The 14,750-nt window shown below is 37.8% G+C and carries 17 protein-coding genes; 7 read left to right on the top strand and 10 right to left on the bottom strand.

From position 1 onward, the window contains the following. Nucleotides 1–29: 29 nt before the first annotated feature. The 4 genes from mtnN to D1094_RS07850 all read left to right on the top strand — a co-directional run bounded on the left by mtnN (nucleotide 30) and on the right by D1094_RS07850 (nucleotide 3,030). The gene (mtnN, locus tag D1094_RS07865) at nucleotides 30–764 is read left to right on the top strand and encodes a 5'-methylthioadenosine/S-adenosylhomocysteine nucleosidase (protein ID WP_118959557.1); all 735 of its coding nucleotides are present in this window, start codon (nucleotides 30–32) and stop codon (nucleotides 762–764) included. Nucleotides 765–766: 2 nt separating this feature from the next. After that, nucleotides 767–1,738, top strand: coding sequence for a cobalamin biosynthesis protein (locus D1094_RS07860; RefSeq protein ID WP_118959556.1), 972 nt, complete (start codon nucleotides 767–769; stop codon nucleotides 1,736–1,738). 76 nt (nucleotides 1,739–1,814) lie between these two features. Further along, nucleotides 1,815–2,228, top strand: a complete 414-nt coding sequence (locus D1094_RS07855; protein WP_118959555.1) for a rhodanese-like domain-containing protein — start codon at nucleotides 1,815–1,817, stop codon at nucleotides 2,226–2,228. 172 nt (nucleotides 2,229–2,400) lie between these two features. After that, the gene (locus D1094_RS07850; RefSeq protein ID WP_118959554.1) at nucleotides 2,401–3,030 is read left to right on the top strand and encodes a trimeric intracellular cation channel family protein; all 630 of its coding nucleotides are present in this window, start codon (nucleotides 2,401–2,403) and stop codon (nucleotides 3,028–3,030) included. Nucleotides 3,031–3,042: 12 nt separating this feature from the next. Here the strand turns inward: D1094_RS07850 and D1094_RS07845 are convergent, their stop codons facing one another. The 3 genes from D1094_RS07845 to D1094_RS07835 form a co-directional block, all read right to left on the bottom strand. Continuing rightward, complete coding sequence (locus tag D1094_RS07845) at nucleotides 3,043–3,699, bottom strand: lysophospholipid acyltransferase family protein (RefSeq protein ID WP_259337869.1); 657 nt, start codon at nucleotides 3,697–3,699, stop codon at nucleotides 3,043–3,045. 25 nt (nucleotides 3,700–3,724) lie between these two features. Continuing rightward, complete coding sequence (locus D1094_RS07840) at nucleotides 3,725–4,048, bottom strand: ribonuclease E inhibitor RraB (RefSeq protein ID WP_118959552.1); 324 nt, start codon at nucleotides 4,046–4,048, stop codon at nucleotides 3,725–3,727. Between the two features lie 111 nt (nucleotides 4,049–4,159). Next, nucleotides 4,160–4,711: a DUF4136 domain-containing protein gene (locus tag D1094_RS07835; RefSeq protein WP_118959551.1), complete on the bottom strand. Its 552-nt coding sequence runs from the start codon at nucleotides 4,709–4,711 to the stop codon at nucleotides 4,160–4,162. A gap of 137 nt (nucleotides 4,712–4,848) precedes the next feature. On the opposite strand from D1094_RS07835, the gene D1094_RS07830 reads away from it, so the two are divergent. Together D1094_RS07830 and D1094_RS07825 are read left to right on the top strand one after the other, a co-directional pair. Beyond that, on the top strand, nucleotides 4,849–5,727 hold the full coding sequence (locus D1094_RS07830) for a TraB/GumN family protein (RefSeq protein WP_118959550.1): 879 nt from the start codon (nucleotides 4,849–4,851) through the stop codon (nucleotides 5,725–5,727). Between the two features lie 65 nt (nucleotides 5,728–5,792). Then, entirely contained in the window at nucleotides 5,793–6,206 is a 414-nt protein-coding gene (locus D1094_RS07825; protein WP_118959549.1) for a GFA family protein, read from the top strand. Between the two features lie 26 nt (nucleotides 6,207–6,232). Here D1094_RS07825 and D1094_RS07820 read toward each other — a convergent pair whose 3' ends face one another. From D1094_RS07820 to D1094_RS07790, 7 genes are all read right to left on the bottom strand, one after another. Continuing rightward, nucleotides 6,233–6,835: a DNA-binding response regulator gene (locus D1094_RS07820; protein ID WP_118959548.1), complete on the bottom strand. Its 603-nt coding sequence runs from the start codon at nucleotides 6,833–6,835 to the stop codon at nucleotides 6,233–6,235. Further along, nucleotides 6,832–7,992: a sensor histidine kinase gene (locus D1094_RS07815; protein WP_118959547.1), complete on the bottom strand. Its 1,161-nt coding sequence runs from the start codon at nucleotides 7,990–7,992 to the stop codon at nucleotides 6,832–6,834. Before D1094_RS07815 ends, D1094_RS07820 begins: the two co-directional genes overlap by 4 nt. Before the next feature lie 130 nt (nucleotides 7,993–8,122). After that, complete coding sequence (locus D1094_RS07810) at nucleotides 8,123–8,818, bottom strand: M48 family metallopeptidase (RefSeq protein WP_182440128.1); 696 nt, start codon at nucleotides 8,816–8,818, stop codon at nucleotides 8,123–8,125. A 195-nt stretch (nucleotides 8,819–9,013) separates the two neighbouring features. Then, nucleotides 9,014–9,508 carry a nitrous oxide reductase accessory protein NosL gene (locus D1094_RS07805; protein ID WP_118959545.1) on the bottom strand — a complete coding sequence of 165 codons (495 nt, stop codon included), beginning with the start codon at nucleotides 9,506–9,508 and terminating at the stop codon, nucleotides 9,014–9,016. After that, complete coding sequence (locus D1094_RS07800) at nucleotides 9,508–10,326, bottom strand: ABC transporter permease (RefSeq protein ID WP_118959544.1); 819 nt, start codon at nucleotides 10,324–10,326, stop codon at nucleotides 9,508–9,510. Before D1094_RS07800 ends, D1094_RS07805 begins: the two co-directional genes overlap by 1 nt. Further along, complete coding sequence (locus tag D1094_RS07795; RefSeq protein WP_118959543.1) at nucleotides 10,326–11,252, bottom strand: ABC transporter ATP-binding protein; 927 nt, start codon at nucleotides 11,250–11,252, stop codon at nucleotides 10,326–10,328. Before D1094_RS07795 ends, D1094_RS07800 begins: the two co-directional genes overlap by 1 nt. A 4-nt stretch (nucleotides 11,253–11,256) precedes the next feature. Then, nucleotides 11,257–12,552 carry a nitrous oxide reductase family maturation protein NosD gene (locus D1094_RS07790; protein ID WP_259337866.1) on the bottom strand — a complete coding sequence of 432 codons (1,296 nt, stop codon included), beginning with the start codon at nucleotides 12,550–12,552 and terminating at the stop codon, nucleotides 11,257–11,259. A 182-nt stretch (nucleotides 12,553–12,734) separates the two neighbouring features. On the opposite strand from D1094_RS07790, the gene D1094_RS07785 reads away from it, so the two are divergent. Further along, complete coding sequence (locus tag D1094_RS07785; protein WP_118959541.1) at nucleotides 12,735–14,372, top strand: FMN-binding glutamate synthase family protein; 1,638 nt, start codon at nucleotides 12,735–12,737, stop codon at nucleotides 14,370–14,372. The last annotated feature ends 378 nt before the right edge of the window (nucleotides 14,373–14,750 follow it).

Below are 14,750 nucleotides of genomic sequence, written 5' to 3'. Positions count from 1 at the left end.
AGTTAAAATACACATCGACAGGAAAATAAATGAAAGCAGGTATAATTGGGGCGATGGAGCCTGAAGTTGCTATTTTAAAAGCTAAATTACATAACGAGAAAACTACCGAACATGCAGGATACTTGTTTTATCAAGGGCAATTAAATGGCAATGAGGTTGTTATTGTGCAATCAGGCATTGGTAAAGTTGCAGCGGCGTTGGCTACGGCAGTTTTAATTGACAAGTTTAGTGTTGATTATGTCGTGAATACTGGCTCTGCGGGTGGTTTTGACCCCTCATTAAAAGTGGGAGATATTGTTGTTAGTTCTGAAGTACGCTATCACGATGTTGATGTAACCGCTTTTGGTTATGAAATAGGTCAGCTGCCTGCAAACCCCGCGGCTTATTTGCCTCATCCACAATTAGTAGCTGCCGCTGAAAAAGGTATTGAGCAACTAACCACAGACAATAAGCTTTCTATTCGTGCCATATCAGGGTTAATTACGACGGGTGATACCTTCATGACTAAAGAAGAAGATATCACTAAAGCGAAGCATAACTTCCCTAATATGGCCGCTGTTGAAATGGAAGGTGCAGCTATTGCACAGGCTTGTTTACAGTTTAAAACACCCTTTGTAATTATTCGCTCGTTATCTGATATTGCAGGTAAAGAATCACCTCAAAGTTTTGAAGAGTATTTAGAGACAGCGTCAGTAAACTCATCACAGTTAGTGTTAAATATGCTGGCACAATTACAGTTTAGTCAGTTAACTACAGTGAATTAATAATGACTTTTGACACATTACCTGAGTTAAATAGCTTTAGTTATAGTGTGTTAATTCTCTTTGTTGTTATTGCGATAAAGGCGTTTGTGACTCGGCTTGGCAGCCATGAGCCACTGCGCTTTTTTCAATTCTATTGTCATCAATTAAGTCAAAAGGTAAATAAACTCGAAAATAGTCAACAACAAAAAAAAGTTGTGGGTTTTATTGCGGTAGTGGTTACCTTGTCACCTTTAGCAGTAATATTATGGCTATTTGAAGACTTTGTTGAAGTACGCGAGCTTTGGTATGGCCTTTTACTTTATTTTGCCTTGGGTTCTTTTGGTATTCAGTCAGCGACAAAAAAAATAGCTCAAGATCTCGTTGCTAATCAAAGTTATGAAGCCAAACAAACCTTATCTCAATGGTGTTTACGAGATACCGATAAACTGTCTCCTGTTGGGCTAAGTAAAGCGGCGATTGAAATGCAGTTATTGAAAACGTTACAGCAGGCGTATGTTGTAGCATGCCTTTATTTGAGCATAGGGCCGTTGGCTGCTCTTTGTTTTCGTTTACTCTTAGAGATGCACTATAGTTGGAATGTAAAGGTAGCCAAGTATGAAGCCTTTGGTCGAGCAGCAAAAGTTCTCGTTGAGTTTATTCAGTGGTTGCCAGTTCGAATATTTTCAATGTTATTATTATTGCTAAGTCTAGGTAATAACTTCTTACTTTTTAGGCGGTTAAGTAGCCCTTATTTTTACCAGTTAAATAATAACTATGCCTTACAGTTATTTGCTTTGATATTAGAAATTAAACTTGGCGGCGTTGCCATGTATAATCAATATAAATTAAGACGCACAAGCTTTAACGACCTAGCAAAGCAACCTCAAGCGACAGATATTATTCATGCGAATAAAGAAATTAAGTTGGTGATCTATCTGAGCTTTATTGCCGTAATTGCTATAGCGATAATCAGTAGTGTGATATCACCCAGCTAGGAAAAATAGCAGCTACGGAGCTATTTATTATCCCGAGCTGAGGTTAAATATATACTTTATTAAATGAGATAAACAGATGAACATAAATACTATCAAAACCTTTTTTATTACTGTTACTTTTGTTGTAAGCAGTATTTTTATGGTAAATGCATTCGCTGGTCAAACACCCGTAATGTCGCAGCAAGCATTGATTGAAGCAATCAGCCAAGACAAAAGTACTGTTGTTGTGCTCGATGTAAGAAGCGAAGCAGAGTTTAATGAAGGCCATATTAAAGGTGCCATTAATGTTAGTCATGATACCGTAGAAGAAAATTTAACTAAGTTGGCTCTTTATAAAGACAAAAAAGTTGTTGTTTATTGTCGCTCAGGTCGAAGAGCGGGTATTGCGGAACATATTCTAGCTGAAAATGGTTTCTCTAATCTTTATCACCTTGCGGGCGATATGAACGGTTGGGTTGCTGCTGAATTGCCTACAGTAAAAACTCAGTAATTAACCATTAGGGCGCGATTATCTTCGTTTAATCATTCAGCTGAGAGATAAAACCGCAGCCTTTCGGGCAATGGCTATTTTTAACACTAGCGGAATTAGTATTGATAAACATAGCTTATTGCTGAAAATATCAGCAAAGATCAACATGCTCTAAGCTTTGTAAGTGACTAATATGAGTGAACTACTTTTTTATCTAGATATTTTTGGCATAGTGGTTTTTGCTTTTTCAGGGGCATTAATGGCGGGTCGCTATCAGTTAGACCCTTTTGGTGTTGTCGTTTTGGCGTCTGTTACGGCGATTGGCGGCGGTACTATTCGTGATGTTATTTTACAAACACAAGTTTTTTGGGTCGCTAAACCCTATTATCTTTATGTTATTTTAGCGACTGCTTTGCTAACTATTGTGTTGATTAGGCAACCTAAACGTATACCAAAACGATTCCTGCTTGTTTCAGATGCTTTAGGGTTAGCCTTATTCGCTGTTTTAGGGACACAAAAGTCACTTTATTTAGGTGCGCCAATACCCGTGGCGATTGTCTTAGGGACAATAACCGGGGTCGCTGGCGGTATGATTCGAGATGTGCTTTGTAATGTAATACCAATGATACTAAGGCAAGAAATTTATGCCTTAGCCGCTATGTTAGGGGGGTGTTTATATATATTGTTTGACTGGTTAGGTTGGAGTGAAAACCAAGCTATTATCGTGTCAATGTCTGCAGCACTATTATTGCGACTTGCCGCAATCTATTGGCGAGTATCACTTCCCGCTTTTCATATACCTGAGCAGGAAAACAAGGAATAAAAGATGTTGAGGTTATTTAATCAAAAATAATTCGTTCATATCTCGATGTGTTTTTTCATACCAACCGTTTTCAATAGTAATAGCGGGTAAGGCTTCAATTTCAATAACGCCTGTTTGGGCTGTTTTTGCTGACTCGTTATACACCGAAAGAATGTTTTTAATCACCACAGGTTGTGCTTTTAGCTGAAGCTTCTCTACTAACACTTTAGTACCTGCTTCAAAGGGTTCTATTTTACCTGATTGCGACCGTGTGCCTTCAGGAAATATAACTACTTTTTTCCCTTTACATGCTTTTACGTCTTTAAGTAATTTGATAATAGCACGGCGATCTTTTTGATCGACAGTAATATGACCAACCATATCGACAATGCGTGATACTGGCCACTTATCCATAATACCGGTACGACCAATAAATCTAACGTCATTCCCAAGCACTTCTTCTAGCGCGAATATATCAGCCATACTTTGATGATTAGCAATAAGTATGTCAGTATCAGAATCTATTGAGCCTACTAATTTTACTGTTCCTCCAACACTTCGCACGATACGAATACTAAAGAAACGGCGAAATTTGTTGAAGGTATTCCCATGTTGTTGACAAAGTGATAGCGCAACTGACTCTGCAAAAATAGTAAGATAAGTTATGTATTTTTTTATATAGAAAGACATCATGAATTATTATTAAAACCGAAGATTAGGCTTCTATTCCCCAACCATCATTGTAACCTGAAAACTTAGCGGCAATTTGTTCAAAATTTGTTTCCTGTTCAATAATAGCTTGATGGGAAGGTATCATTTTGATTGTACAATCTAAATCCCAAACATTGGGGGTCTCATCAGGATGTATATTCAGAGATAAATTAGGCATAACTTGTTTTAAATGCTCAGCCATCGCCTCTGCTTGCGATTTTTGTTCAAATAAATGAAAAAAAACTACATCATGTTCTATTGATAAATCAATGCCAGCTTGCTGCATTTCACTAAGCACTTGGCCTGTTTCATCGTTCGGGAAATTCATAATAATGTAAACTTGTTATGCTAATAAGGTCGACATTATAAAGCGCGAGAACTTACTTGAGAAGTGTTTTGCAGTAATAGTTGTATTTGGTAGCCAAATAAATGAATTATTTTATTTGGGGTATTGCTTAAGCATTGAAGATACCGCGTATTGAATTTTTTCATTCACTTCTTGGCTATTATCTTTTGTTTTTATTTTAAGAGCCTGTGTACTGCGCCACACAGAACGCTTTTTATCTGGGTCAACAAGATCAATGATCAAACCACCAGGCTTTATATTCAACTCACCATCTGTTTCTTTCCATGCGTTGGCTTTTAAACAATATTCACAAAAGAGTACTGATTTATTATAAATAGAAAAGTCTCTACCATTGGTAAAAATATGATACGTAGCGATGAGATCTGCATCTTTAACGTCTACATATGAAAAATTAAGTTGTTCCATATTTTTTTCAATGGCAATTTCAATGCTATTTCGCATAGCTCTACTTAAATTTTGACTCTCGGCAAACGCAGAATTTTGTTGATATATGCTGTAAGTTTTTACTTGCTCGAATTGAAAACGATTATGATAAATAGCATCACTTGATGTGAGCCCTGTACACGCAGTGATAAAGACCAATAGAAAGAGAATAGAAAGTTTAAAAAGCCGCACAGTTGTCATTATTTATTTACCTTTGAAGTCGTTAGACTACCAAGTCAGGCAAGTGATTAACAGCAAAAATATTTTCTTCATTGCTCCTGATAAGTGCTCGCTATATAGTAAGCACTAGGAATTTCAAATCACATAATAGGGAATACATGAACATTAAACTAATCTCAACACTATTGCTAACGCTAGTAACACTGGCAAGCGGCTTAACCTCAAATGATGCTGCAGCAAATACATCAGTATGGAAGGTTTCTAAAGATAATGATTTTATCTATTTAGGCGGCACCATCCATATATTGCCTGTGTCTGAATTTCCGTTACCTCAAGAGTTCACTAATGCTTATCAAAAAAGTGATGCCATAGTGCTTGAGGCTAAACTGCCTGAAGCGACTGATACTGCTTTTCAAATGAAAATGATGCAGATGATGTTATATCAAAATGGGCAGACGTTATCAGGTGTATTATCAAAATCGACCTATCGCCAGTTGTCTGATTACCTTGCTGGCTTTGGTGCTGATATTAATACCTTAAATGGTTTCAAGCCTGGTTTTATTATTACCATGATGGCAATGTTAGAAGCGCAGCGTGCACAATTATCAGGTGATGGTGTCGATGCCTACTTTAATCAAAAAGCGTTAAAAGATGCTAAAGCGATTGAATATTTAGAGTCGGCTGATTTTCAAATGAACATGCTTGCTAGTATGGGGCAGGGACATGAAGATAAATTTATTAAGATGAATTTATCTCAAATGGAAGACTTTAAAACGATGTTTAGTCAGATGATAAAATCATGGCGCGTTGGCGATATTAAAGCACTAGAAAAGCTAGTGATTGAACCGATGAAAGAAGACCCTAAAAGCTACCAAACCATGCTTGTTGATCGCAATAAAAACTGGGTTCCTTTAATTGAGAAGATGTTTAACGACAATGACAAAGAATTTGTGCTTGTCGGTGTTGGGCATTTAATTGGTGATAAAAGTGTAGTGAAGTTACTTGAACAAAAGGGCTATAGTGTTAAAAAACTATAATTTTTAGTACGTCATTTTTCTTATACGTTTATATCTAGTTTAATTATTTTTCGAGGAAACAGCTTATGGAATATCTTATTGAAGGGGCTTGTCAATGTGGTCAGTTAACTTATAAATTGTTTGAAAAGCCCAAAGTGGTTTTAGCTTGTCACTGTACTGAATGTCAAAAATTGTCTTCAAGCCCATTTAGCGTTACAGCAGTGTTTGACTCTTCTGCGATTGAGTTTCAAGGAGAGTTGAAAGAGTGGAGTCGAAGTTCAGATAGCGGCAATAGAAATCATGCAAAGTTTTGTCCTACATGCGGAAATAGAGTTTATCATTACAACCCTGATGAACCACAAACGATAAAGCTAAAATTAAAACCTGTGAGTTTAGCTGATGCCTCTATATTTGAACCTACTGTACATATTTGGGTGAGTGAAAAGTTAAGTTGGTACAAAATACCTGAAGGCGTTCAAATCGCAGGCAAACAGTTATAATGCGGGTTATAAATCGCTTAGTGCACCTAAATCCAGCCTTTTTGCTTGGCGATTCTTGCAGCATCGATTCTATTTGTAGCATTTAACTTTGAAATGGCTTCAGAAAGATAATTTCTTACCGTACCTTCTGATAAAAATAACGCAGTGGCAATTTCGGCTGTGGTTAGCCCATCACCAGCGAGCTTTATTGCTTTACGTTCTTTATTGGTTAAGGGGTCGTTATCATTCAGCGCCATTAAAGCGAGTTCAGGCGCTATAACACGTTCACCGGCTTTTACTTTTTTAATGGCCGAAACTAAATACTCGGTGGGCGACTCCTTTAAAATAAAGGCTTTTACGCCAAGTGCCATGGCTCGTTTTATATAACCTGATTTAGAGAAAGTTGTCATGATAAGCATGTCTATCTTTTGATGATCTGCTATAACAATTTCGGCCAGCTCTAAACCCGAAAGTATAGGCATTTCAATATCGCTTAAAATGAAATCAACGTCTATATCATTAAGCAGATTAAGTGCTACTTGGCCATTTTCTGCTTGCGCTACAACCTCGATATCATCCTCTAATGACAGTAAGCTGGCTATGGCGCCACGAACTAATGCTTGGTCTTCTACAACAAGTACTTTAATCATAGTGGTAAAGGCTCCTCATCAATGAACTGTTTGCTCGATTCAACCACTAATGGGATGGTAACAGATAACTTAACGCCACTTTCTTGATTAATTTGTAATTGGCCATTGAGCTCCGCGATACGTGAACGCATGCCTTCTATGCCATTTCCTGGTGTTATGTTATCGGTTTGACCATTATCACCAATATGTAATTTGGCTTCTTTATTATCAGAGGTTACTGAGATCGAAACGCTATTACCGTTACTATGTCTTAAAATGTTAGTGATCCACTCTTTACTCAGCATAATTAAGGTAGATTCCACTTTAGGAGGCAGGTCGCTTGTATCGTGATAAAGTTTAGCATCAAAGGCCATATGGTTTAATTCACTGGTTAGCTTTTCAAGCACACCAATTAAGCCATGTTGTTTTAAACCCGTAACGGCACACCTGACTTCAGATAATGTTTTTCGTGCTAAATCGGCGACTTCAGCGATTTCTTTTTGCGCGCTCGCGTACTCTTGTTTGATTGATAGCTTTTCAGCCAATTCTGATTTTAATGCTATGGATGAAAGCGAATGGCCGAGTAAATCATGCATATCACGTGCGATTCTTTCACGCTCGGCAATGGCGGCAAGCTGTTCAATTTGTTCTTTATTTTTGTATTGAATACAAGCATGTAAATATTCTTTTTGACTAAAAACACCGTAAACAAATAAGCTAAGTGAACAAGCCAAAGAAGGCCCAAGGTAGTATGGGGATAAGAGATCAAGAGCCATGGCTGAAGTTATTTGTGCGATTAAGTTAAGTATTAACAAAGATACGGCAAATCTTCGTTGAAAATAATAGCCACTAAAAAAGGCAGCAAAACCAAATAATGCATTAGTTCCTGGATTTACGGATGCCCCAAAGGCTGATAGCGCAATAATGGCAACAACAGGTTGAATAACTGCCTTACCTGTCAGTTTAGTTGCTTTAATATAGGCGATTATAAAAGCTATATAAATAATCAAAGCAACGGCTAGTTCATTAGCTGTATAACGGTCGTAACTGATAATCATGTTTAAAAAATAAAACAAGGAAAATACGAGGGAAATATAACTCCATTTTGCGGCACTTGTTTGAGCTATTGGCTCAATGTAAAAGGTTGTATTTTCTGATGATGGATCAGACATTGTCATTTTAGTTACCTTAAGTTAACTATTGAGCAAGTAAAATGAAATGGTGTTACTTGCTCAATTACATTGCTAATGAAGTTTGGTTCTAGCATAGCAGGCGGAGATGCTCTCACCTGCTATCAACACTACTATACTATTGATTTTGTTCTAGTAGTATTTTTGCCCAGTTATATTCAGGATTAACATTTAACGCTAATTGCCAATCTTGCTTAGCTTTTTCTTGCTCACCCGCTTTTGAGTAAGTCAGACCTCGCCATGTATAGGCTTCAGCAAACCCCCAATGATAATTAGAATTGCTGTCTGTTGAAAAAGCAGTAATTGCCTTATCGAATGCTTGATAGGCTTCTTTGCTGTCTCCGCCAAAAATTGCTGGAGTGCTAAATTTACTAATACCAGTCACTAATTGCACTCTCGGGTTGTTTGGGTCTAAAGCATTCGCTTGAGCCAAAACTTCATTTGATTTTGGTCCATAATACATGCCTTTAAGTGGCTCTAGTGCAATTTTGTAACCGTAGACTTGCGCCAATAATGCTTTGATTTCAACATCATCAACTGAATTGCTATTTAGTTGCTCTAACAGTTCAATGGCTTGGTCAATGGCTACAATTGCTGGTTCAGTTTGACCAGATAAGTTTTCGCTTAAACCAAGGCGGTAATAAGCAAGTGCTTTATCATAGCCGCTAACTTCTTGTGCGATTGTTTCTAATGCAGAAATGTTTAGGGTTCCTGCTGCTTGTTCAATGGTATCTATTTCAGCTTGGCCTGCCAGTGCATTAAAAGTCATCGGTAATGTTATTGCTAATGTAAGTAATGTTTTGTTGATATTCATGTCATGCTCCTTTTTAGTTGACCCGACTAGTATTAGATAAATCATTAAAAGAGTTTAGAGAGCTTTGTCATCAATTTGATGTGACAATTGTCATGAGTTTTAAAAAGAGTGTGAATGAGGGGAGTTTCTTAGCAGAAATAAAATGCCGCTTATTGGCGGCATTGTTGGTTACTGTTTTCTATAAAGGCAACAGTGTTATAGCAGCACTTCTATAGTGATATCTTTAAAGTGTAAGACATTACCGCCAAACTCTTCTGCAAAGGCTTTGGCATCGGCTTCTTGACTAAAGCTTGCTAAGGTAGCGCCCATAGCTCCTTTTTGTGATGAGTTAGCTACGTACCATGCTGTTTTCGCATCAATAAAATGTTCATCGTTAATTGTACCCCATGGCATTTTACTCATGTCGTGAACCATCATTTGTGAGACATTTCGCTTATTTTCAGGGTCAAGATAATAGCTGAATAAATCTCGTGTAGAGCAAAACTTGAAAACGGTACTGCCTTGCTCTTTTCTAAAAGCTTCACCTTTTGGGCCATCAAAGTGCTTAATTAGCATGCCACATAAATGACATTCGTCACTGGCTTCAATAGCAACCGCTTTATGAAGCATTTCTTGTTCAGCTTTATCTGAACAAGCAGATAAAGCGAGTAAAGCGATGGTAAGGGTAATGGTTCTTAATAAGTGTGCCATTAGAGTTTCTTCCTTTTAAAAATGAAAATTGCTAAGGTTAATGGAATAGCAACCCAAGCGGTTAATGCGGTAATTAATTGACCTTGAGATAAGCTGGCATTAATGGCAACCGCTAAGGCACCATTAACATCGCTGCTATCTAAACCAGCCAAATTAACTAAACGAAATATATCAGCGGGGTTAAGCATCATCAGTTGTGTTAACCCTGTTTGGCTAATACCATCTTCAACACCAACTAGTAAGGCCAATAGCGCTAAATCAAAGGCCAAAGCAAATAAAAACCACGTGATAAGTGCGAATCCAGCTGCTTTTGATTTTTCTGACACTGACAGGCTGATCAAGTAAGAAATCGCGGTAAAGCTTAAACCCAACAGAATTGCACTCAGTATGAATAGCGAAAAGGCGCTGAGAATGGCATCATCTTCTAACTGGAAATAAAGCAGCACTGCTGAGGCGCCAAAACCAATTAAAGTTGCTAAGGCAATTATACTACCCTGACCAATAAACTTACCTAATAACAATTGGCTTTTACTTAATGGATAAGACAGTAGTAACAGTAAAGTACCACTTTCTTGCTCACCAACAAAACTATCGTAACTGAGTAATAATGCGATAAGTGGGATCAGAAATACGGCTAAGCTGGCTAAACTCGCTACGGTGGTTGAGAGCGAAGTAACCCCCATTTCACCAGAGGCTGCAGCACCAAAATAGGTTAACCCGACAGAAAGTAATGCAAAAATAAGGGTAATTGAGACTAACCAGCGATTTCTTAACCCGTCATGAAACTCTTTGTTAGCTACGGTAAAAATTTGTTTCATTAGTTTTGCCCTTTTGCTTGTAGCTGCTGTGCATGCAAAGCAAGGTAATGCTGATACACTTGTTCGAGGTTGGCTGATTCCACATGGACATCTTCAATGTGTTCAAAGCCTAATAAGGTTTTCAGTACACTGATCTTTTCTGCTTCAGGCACATTAAGAGTTTGTGAGCAGGTTGGTGATATAAAGTGAGCTAAATGCTCATGATTAGCCATCGCGCCATTGAGTCCGTGGGCTTTAATTTGAACAGGAAGTGCCGCTTGCTGGCGAAGTTCTGACAGGCTCCCCATAGCAAGTAGTTGACCTGAAGACAAAATCATCGCACGGTCGATATGTTGCTCTACGCCCGGTAATACATGTGAGCATAAAATGACACTAGAGCCTTGAGACTTTAGTTGATCCACTGTGCGATAGAAGTCACCTGTGGCAATGGGATCAAGGCCAACAGTGGGCTCATCTAACAATAATAACTTTGGTTCACCAATAAAGGCTTGCGCTAATCCTAAGCGTTGTCGCATACCTTTTGAGTAGGTTTTAACTTGGCGTTTCATTGCATGGGTAATACCCACTTGCTCTAGTAAGTCTATTGCTTGTTTCTTATTAAAGCCTTTTAGCTTCGCAAAATAAGTCAGTACTTCTAAGCCTGTTAATTGTTCGTAAAAGCTTACGTTCTCAGGAAGGTAACCTATTTTTGTTCGGCTATGCCATGCTTCTTTGGAGTCAGGCGCCATACCCATAACAGCAACTTGGCCTCTGCTTGGCGATATAACACCGAGAATTAGCTTCATCATGGTAGTTTTACCTGCGCCATTATGACCAAATAAACCTAGCACTTCACCTTCACCTAGCGTCATGGTAACTGATTGCAAGGCATCTAGTTTGTTATAGCTTTTACCGGCATCGGTAAGAGAAACGATTGGGGTTGTCATGGTATTATTCCTTTGTTGCTGCATGCTGGCTAGCTAACAAGTCTGAAATTTGTTGAGTATGCGGTGATGTCATTAGGGGATGACTGTCTTTAATACCTGGCGGCTTTAATACCGGAAATTGACGTTGAACCCAACGTAAAATAAGAATCGCTGGGCTGTCCATAATCATTTTCATTTCAGGGTATTGCCAAATCAATTTATCTATTCCGTCATTAGGCTCAAAAACTGTGTCGCCAATATTGTCATTGTTCATGTCCCAGCCAAGGTAATTACTCCAATAATTTCCTTGGCCTTCTTCACTCCATTCTTGCTTTTTTGAGGAGACATATTTGACTTGTGTCGGATTATTAATAAAGGAATTACCGTAAATTTTAACGCCGTCTGAGCCAGCCGTTAAGTGAATGCCAATTTCAGCGGTATCAATAATATTATCAGTAAAGGTATTAAAGCCTGAGTTATAAACAAACAAGCCTTTACCGTCACGTCCAAGTACTTTATTTTCTGGTTTGGTCCACACGCGGGTAATATGGTTTTGTTTTATGGTTGAATAAGTGATGTAGTTAAATAAAAATCCATAATCTTCACTATCGCGGGTTTTATTGCCTTGAATAATCAAACGGCGTGAGCTCATCATGGCATAACCCGCACGAGTTTCATAAGCGGCGTTATTTAAAATAGAGTTATCATACGAATACATGTAGTGAATACCATAACGTAAGTTGTGCATGGTATTGCCTTCAATGGTATTATTTTTACTGGCTATAACGTATATACCATCTCTTACATTGTAGGTTTCATTATGATAGACGCGGCTGTGAGACACATTAGCTACTTGAATGCCATTACCTCTATCAGCAGACCTAAGCGTTGGATTCCCTTCAACTTTATTAGCGAATATTTTGGCATTATCGATTTTATTTAACCAAATACCAAAGCCATCGCCCTTTAAAAAATTATTGTTAATCGTTAAATGACTTACTTTGTCGTTGGCATAAATACCCGAGTTTTCATCAGTTAAATCATAACCCCAATTCATAATATTGAGATGTTGAATGGTAATGTTTGAATTTTTAACAACAAGAGCATGGCCTTTGCCTTGAGCATCAATGATGGCGGGTTTTGCTGAAGCCGTTTTAGGGCCTTGTAGCGTAATTTGTTTGGTAATAATGAAATTACCTAAATAGCTACCCGATTCAAGGGTAATAATATCGCCATCATTAGCACTATCTAAAACGCTTTGTAAATTATCACCAGGCGATAAGTGAAAATCTGTAGCAAAAGTTGCTGAACTGAAGGTCAACAAAAAGTAGCTAAAAGTGAGGCAAACTTTTCTGGTCAGTTTTAGATTAGGTGTTACTATGTTTAACAAATACAAAGGATTTTCTACACAAATTTTTGAGTGGATATAGCATATCATTATTTGTCGAAAGACAGTTGATCCTGATTAAAAAAACTTTCAGATTTAAAGCGCAAGGAATAAGCATGACAATAATGCAAAAGGTATACTGGCTAATAGCAGGGCTTGGTAATTTAACCGCGATTTACTTTTTTAGTGCTCAAGGTGGAACTGCTGCAAGTTTGTATTTAATTTTTACCTTAAGTTATACCGCGATCGGGTTTTATGATCTCAAGTATAGTAAGCATAGCTTAAACAGGCTTTATCCTGTTGTCGCTTATATTCGCTACCTATTAGAATCGTTTCGCGTTGAAATACAACAATATTTTATTGCGAATGATACTGAAGAAAAGCCCTTTAATCGTGAACAACGTAGTTTAGTGTATCAACGTGCAAAAAATGTCAGAGATACCATCGCTTTTGGTACACAACGAGATCTTTTTGAAGATAACTACCTTAGCCTTTGGCATTCATTAGCACCAAGTAAAGTCATAGAATCTGCTAAGCGTATCACTATAGGCTCAACTAGTTGCTTACAGCCATATAATGCATCATATCTTAATATCTCTGCGATGAGCTTTGGCGCTTTGAGTTGGTCGGCTATCGAGGCATTGAACTTAGGAGCTAAAAAAGCGGGGTGTTTTCATAACACAGGTGAAGGTGGTGTTAGTTCATATCATTTAAAACATGGTGGAGATCTTGTCTGGCAATTAGGTACGGGTTTGTTTGGTTGTCGAGATGATTTAGGTAACTTTGCTGAAGAGAGTTTTAAAAAAACGGCGTTATTACCGCAAGTTAAAATGATTGAGATTAAGTTAAGCCAAGGGGCAAAACCGGGTCATGGTGGTGTTTTGCCTAAGGCTAAGATTACAGAAGAAATTGCAGCAATACGATATATCAGTATGGACAAAGATTGTGTATCTCCAGCTGTGAACCCTGAGTGTACAACACCTAAAGCGTTGCTGAATTTTGTTGATAAAGTACGTACTTTAAGTGGTGGGAAACCTGTTGGTTTTAAATTGTGCATCGGTAATCCAGCTGAATTTTTAAGCTTATGTAAAGCGATGCATGAAACGCAAATATTACCAGATTTTATTACTGTTGACGGTGCTGAAGGTGGTACAGGTGCAGCGCCGGTAGAGTTTAGTAATAGGCTGGGTATGACATGTTTAGAAGGTGTTCATTTTGTTCATAATGCTTTAGTCGGTATGGGATTTAGGGAGCAAATTAAAATTATAGCGTCAGGGAAAACAGCTTCAAGTTTCGATTTATTGGCCAAAATAGCTGTGGGCGCAGATATTGTTAATGCAGCACGGACTATGATGATGGCCATTGGTTGTATTCAATCAAGGCAATGTAATACAAATAATTGTTCTACTGGCATTGCGACGCAAGATCCTGTTCGTGCTTTAGCGATAGATATTGAAGCTAAAAGTGAACGCGTTAAAAACTTTCATCAAAACACATTAAAAAGCTTTTATGAATTAGTCGGCAGTATCGGTCTTGATGATCCTGCAAAGCTTACTCCAAATATGATTAAACGTCGTTCACCATATGGTGTGCAGATGTCTATTGGAAGTTTAACAAAACCACTTCAACATAATAGTTTAATTGACAATAAAGTGGATGAAGAGACATGGTTGCATTGGTGGCAGCATGCTGATGCAGAGCAGTTTTATGTACAAGATAATGATGTGTTGTATGCTGCTGAATTAAAACGTTAATACGAAATAACAGTATCAAAACAATTGTAGTTAACGCTTATGCTTTAACTAACAGTTGTCCACGCATTTCCATGTTTAGTTTGTATAGCTGCGTGACAGAACACGTTCTGTTGTTGATTTTTATCCATAAAAAAAACTGATACTAACGCATCAGGCTTTTAGTTACTAAACAGTTTAGTATGAAGTTAACGCTTATGCTTCAACTAACAGTCGTCCATGCATTTCCATGTTTAGTTTGTATAGCTGCGTGACAGAACACGTTCTGTTGTTGATTTTTATCCATAAAAAAACCTGATACTAACGCATCAGGTTTTTAGTTACTAAACTGTTTAGTATGAAGTTAATGCTTATGCTTCAACTAACATACGACCACGCATT

The organism is Colwellia sp. RSH04, from assembly GCF_003545765.1.
Lineage (GTDB): Bacteria > Pseudomonadota > Gammaproteobacteria > Enterobacterales > Alteromonadaceae > Colwellia.
Note: the sequence above shows the minus strand (reverse complement) of the source record. Positions and strands in the feature narration are given on the sequence as shown.